Origin of the sequence: Roseateles sp. (assembly GCF_044373315.1) — a bacterium.
Lineage (GTDB): Bacteria > Pseudomonadota > Gammaproteobacteria > Burkholderiales > Burkholderiaceae_C > JACDQM01.
Genome location: NZ_JBILQK010000223.1, coordinates 1 through 3,515 on the forward strand (window position 1 = coordinate 1; position 3,515 = coordinate 3,515).

Below are 3,515 nucleotides of genomic sequence, written 5' to 3' on the forward strand. Positions count from 1 at the left end.
TGAGCACCTTCGCGAGGTCGTAGCGAACAAGGCTGTCGATGCGGAACTCGGGGCTGATGACTCCCTTGGATTCGAGATTGCGGACAGTCGGTGCAGAGACACCGAGCTCCTTGGCCAAGGCAGCGGCGCTTAGGAAACGAGGCTTGGTTTTCACGCCGCACCTCCTTCGAGTTGCGCTTTTGCGGCAGCGGTGAGGATTTCGCGGATGGACTGTTGGACGGTCAGCCCGGTGGCCGAATACGCGATGATGTAGTCCTTGGTTTGCTCTGGAAGATCCTTGAGCGCGATTTGCGGAAGAGTGCTTGTTTCAAGCGGTTTTGAAAGCGTGTCTGCGTTCATGTCAATGCCGTTTTAGCGTAATTTACGCCATTGCCAAGCGTAAAATTCGCTTTTTGTGAAAAAAATATCGTAGCTTACGCTGAAACGGGGTTAAACTGGCCCCATGATCCAATTTGAAGACATCGAAAAGCGCCTCAAAGGCATTGGAAAAGACCGAAAGTGGTTAGCTGAAAATTCTGGCCGGAGCTACGATTCAATCCGCACCGCGCTGGCAAAGAAGGCTGCACCCAAATCCCGCAGCACTCTGCTGCAAAAGGCTTTGACCGATGCCATCGAGCGCGAGGAATCCGAGCAGGCAAAGAAGCCGGAACTCACGAAGTCGATCTCGCTTGAGCCATCGATTGAGGAATACCGGCTCTGGTCGGAGGCTTTCAAATCGAGCCCGTACTCGACCATCGAGGAATGGGCGGTCGCATCGCTAAATGGATCATCCGGTGCGCTGCATGTCCTCCCGACATCCATGGTCGCCGAAGATCCTGCAGAGTATGGAGCAAAGAGAAGGCTGAAGTGATCGCGATGTATCCAGCGCGGCAGGTAGCTAAGTGGGTGTCGATTGTCTACATTTTTACCGCATCGGTAATCATTGCAGGACCATTTTCCTGAGGCCACGAAAATGGTTTTTTGCGCGTATGGTCCCTGAAGGGTCCATTTTCAAGACAAGGCCCGCAATCCTTGATGAATAGCGGGTCCGCCTGTTCTTCGTAATGAGCAGGTCGTCGGTTCAAATCCGACCAGCGGCTCCATTTTACTAGGGTTTCAGAGGGTAAAAAAGGAAAAATAAGAAACTTGAGAAAGCTCGAAAGGGCCATAAGGTGCAGCAAGATGCCGCGCGTAGCTGAGATCAAACCGTTCAAGACGCCTCAAGGATGGCGGGTAAATATCCCGAAGAGCATGGCCGCCGATGGAAAGCGGCACAAAAAATACTTCCGCACGGAGTCCGATGCGAATCGATACGCGGGCAAGCTCAGGTCGCAATACGCCTCGGGGATCCGAGGATCGGCGCTACCTCTTGCGATCGCTTTGCAGGCGACTGAGGCCATCAGCATCCTCGAAGGTACCGGCGTTGGACTGGTCGAGGCGGCGAAGATCGTCGCCAAGCAGATGGCGACCTCGGGCGCGCAGGAAACATTCTTGCAGCGGTATGATCGCGCGGTTCTCGATGGCGAAGGTCGCTGGTCGAAACGCTACCGGCAGGACATGGATCGGCTCCTGCGGTGGCTGCCGAAGAAGTTCCTATCCCTCCCCTGCGGGACGATCGACCGCGCGGTGGTGGAGGCTGCTCTTGTGCAGGATCGGCCATTGGCTCGCTCGACGATCGATGCCAGGGCGACGCGGGTACTGGCGGTTCTTCACTACCGCGAGCGGCATCGCAAATCATCCGAAATCAAGATCCTCACGCTGGCGGAGGTCGAGGCGGTGCTCGGTCATTGCCAGTCGGTCGAGGAGCGCCGTGTGGTGGCCTTCCTTGCCTTTGCGGGCATCCGACCGGACGCGGAGAGCGGAGAGATCGCGCGGCTCGACTGGGAGGCCGTGGGAGAGAAAGAAATCTACATCGCGCCTGCGACATCTAAGACCGGATCGGACCGGCATATTGAAATCACGCCGAGGCTGCGGGCGGAGATCGATGGTCATCCTACCGAGGGGCCGGTGCTGCCTGCGGGTTGGCGGCGAGCTTGGCAACGGATCAGGAAGGCGGCTGGCATTGCTGGCGAGCAGGACATTCTACGGCATTCGTTTGCCTCCCACTATCTCGCGGCGACTGATGAGGCGAAGGCCAAGGCGGCGATGGGTCACACGGCAGGCAGCTCGACGCTCTTCCGGCACTACCGGCGGGCGGTGACGCAGGCCGATGGGTTGGCTTATTTCGGGCTCAAGCCTTTGAGTAAAGGTTGATGGTGGTGCCGTTGTGACGCATGGTTCGCTTTTTGAGCGCGCCGTTCTGCTCCATTCTCATGAGTTTTTGCCTCACGCCTGAAAGCGTGAGCTTGGGGTTTTTCTTCCGCGCCTCAACATAAGCGTCCTCTGCTGAAAACTCGTCGGCATGTTGCGGTTCATCCACGAGTTGCGAGAGCGCGAAGTCGAGGGCGGAAAGCGTTTTGTTGATGTTCGTCTTTTTCATAAAATGCCCATAGGTGTGATCCAGTCGCCGGTCTCTGGGTCTTTGCTGACATTCCAGAAATTCCAGCGGCCTGTTTTTTCGCAGATCAATCCGAATCCGAAACCATTCCGCCACTTGAGCCTCCCAGGGTGCCGCTCGGCGTAGCTCATGGCCTCGATGTCAGCCATGCAGCCGAGGCTAAAGGCTTGGCCGCCGTCGATGCGCTTGGCATTGAATGTCGATGGGCTGTGGACATGGCCGAATATGCAGTCGCCATAGGTTGAGTGCATGCCGGTCGCCGGGTATTGCCCAGCCACAAAGCCGTGAAGGAACTTTGGTCCGCCCTCTGGAAGTGTGAGGTACCTGCCGATGTGGTATGGCACCCATTGAATTTTCCGCTTCTTAAACTCCCGCTCTGTCGCTTGCACCAGATCGGCGCAATGCTCGCGCAGGATGCCGTTTGATGATGTTTCGGCTGCCTGCCACAAGCGTGCGTCATGGTTTCCGAGTGTTAAAAACTTGAATCCAATATCGAGGAACCTGATGCCTGCTTGGAAGTCTTCCGATACTCCCCGCTGGCGCTCCTCGTCACTCGCCCCCTTGCGAAGACTGCCCATGTCGAAGAGGTCGCCAACGTGCAGTAAATGACCGCCCCTCGGCATCCACTCGTCGCGGAACTTGATCAGCTTTTTCGTCGCCTCGCCAGAGACGAGGTCGCCGTGATTGTCGCCACAGACAATGAACTTTTTTAAGGCCATGAGGGTGATTCTTCAAACGACAGGCCCATCACAGAGGATGTAGCTGAAGGATTTTTGCCCTGCCTTCTTCATCTCGCTGCGGGTGAGTAGGTAGAACGCATCCCATTGCGCGGGCGGTAGCGTCTGGCAGCCGAGCGAGCTTGTGCCTTTGTAGCCGCCGCGATGGATGTTGATGGCGATACCTTGCTTGATCCCGTCCATGCCGTCGCGCATGACCGGCAGGGCTTCGCCTTTGGTGTTCGGGCGAAACGCAGGATAGCCACCACCGGGCTTCGAGATGCCATGGTTGCCGGGCTTGTACGGATGGACGCCGGAAATCA

General features: G+C 57.0%; 6 protein-coding genes. 2 read left to right on the forward strand and 4 right to left on the reverse strand.

Annotated elements, in window-relative coordinates:
* Positions 1–150 precede the first annotated feature (150 nt).
* Positions 151–339: a hypothetical protein gene (locus ACIQ67_RS20725; protein WP_397536263.1), complete on the reverse strand. Its 189-nt coding sequence runs from the start codon at positions 337–339 to the stop codon at positions 151–153.
* Between the two features lie 103 nt (positions 340–442).
* On the opposite strand from ACIQ67_RS20725, the gene ACIQ67_RS20730 reads away from it, so the two are divergent.
* Both ACIQ67_RS20730 and ACIQ67_RS20735 read left to right on the forward strand, forming a co-directional pair.
* Positions 443–850 (forward strand): hypothetical protein, encoded by a 408-nt coding sequence (locus ACIQ67_RS20730; RefSeq protein ID WP_397536264.1) that lies wholly within the window; start codon positions 443–445, stop codon positions 848–850.
* A 275-nt stretch (positions 851–1,125) separates the two neighbouring features.
* Positions 1,126–2,232 carry a tyrosine-type recombinase/integrase gene (locus ACIQ67_RS20735; RefSeq protein WP_397536265.1) on the forward strand — a complete coding sequence of 369 codons (1,107 nt, stop codon included), beginning with the start codon at positions 1,126–1,128 and terminating at the stop codon, positions 2,230–2,232.
* On the opposite strand, the gene ACIQ67_RS20740 is transcribed toward ACIQ67_RS20735, so the two are convergent.
* From ACIQ67_RS20740 to ACIQ67_RS20750, 3 genes are all read right to left on the reverse strand, one after another.
* Positions 2,210–2,458 (reverse strand): hypothetical protein, encoded by a 249-nt coding sequence (locus ACIQ67_RS20740; RefSeq protein ID WP_397536266.1) that lies wholly within the window; start codon positions 2,456–2,458, stop codon positions 2,210–2,212. The two genes, ACIQ67_RS20735 and ACIQ67_RS20740, sit on opposite strands and share 23 nt — an antisense overlap.
* Complete coding sequence (locus tag ACIQ67_RS20745) at positions 2,455–3,195, reverse strand: metallophosphoesterase (RefSeq protein WP_397536267.1); 741 nt, start codon at positions 3,193–3,195, stop codon at positions 2,455–2,457. The genes ACIQ67_RS20740 and ACIQ67_RS20745 overlap by 4 nt, the downstream gene beginning before the upstream one ends.
* Positions 3,196–3,207: 12 nt before the next feature.
* The coding region (locus tag ACIQ67_RS20750) for a hypothetical protein (protein WP_397536268.1) at positions 3,208–3,515 on the reverse strand (308 nt) is incomplete at its 5' end.

Excerpts from the sequence above, each read along its gene's own strand:
- ACIQ67_RS20725 (WP_397536263.1), bottom strand. The coding sequence starts at position 339 with ATGAACGCAGACACGCTTTCAAAACCGCTTGAAACAAGCACTCTTCCG.
- ACIQ67_RS20730 (WP_397536264.1), top strand. The coding sequence starts at position 443 with ATGATCCAATTTGAAGACATCGAAAAGCGCCTCAAAGGCATTGGAAAA.
- ACIQ67_RS20740 (WP_397536266.1), bottom strand. The coding sequence starts at position 2,458 with ATGAAAAAGACGAACATCAACAAAACGCTTTCCGCCCTCGACTTCGCG.
- ACIQ67_RS20745 (WP_397536267.1), bottom strand. The coding sequence starts at position 3,195 with ATGGCCTTAAAAAAGTTCATTGTCTGTGGCGACAATCACGGCGACCTC.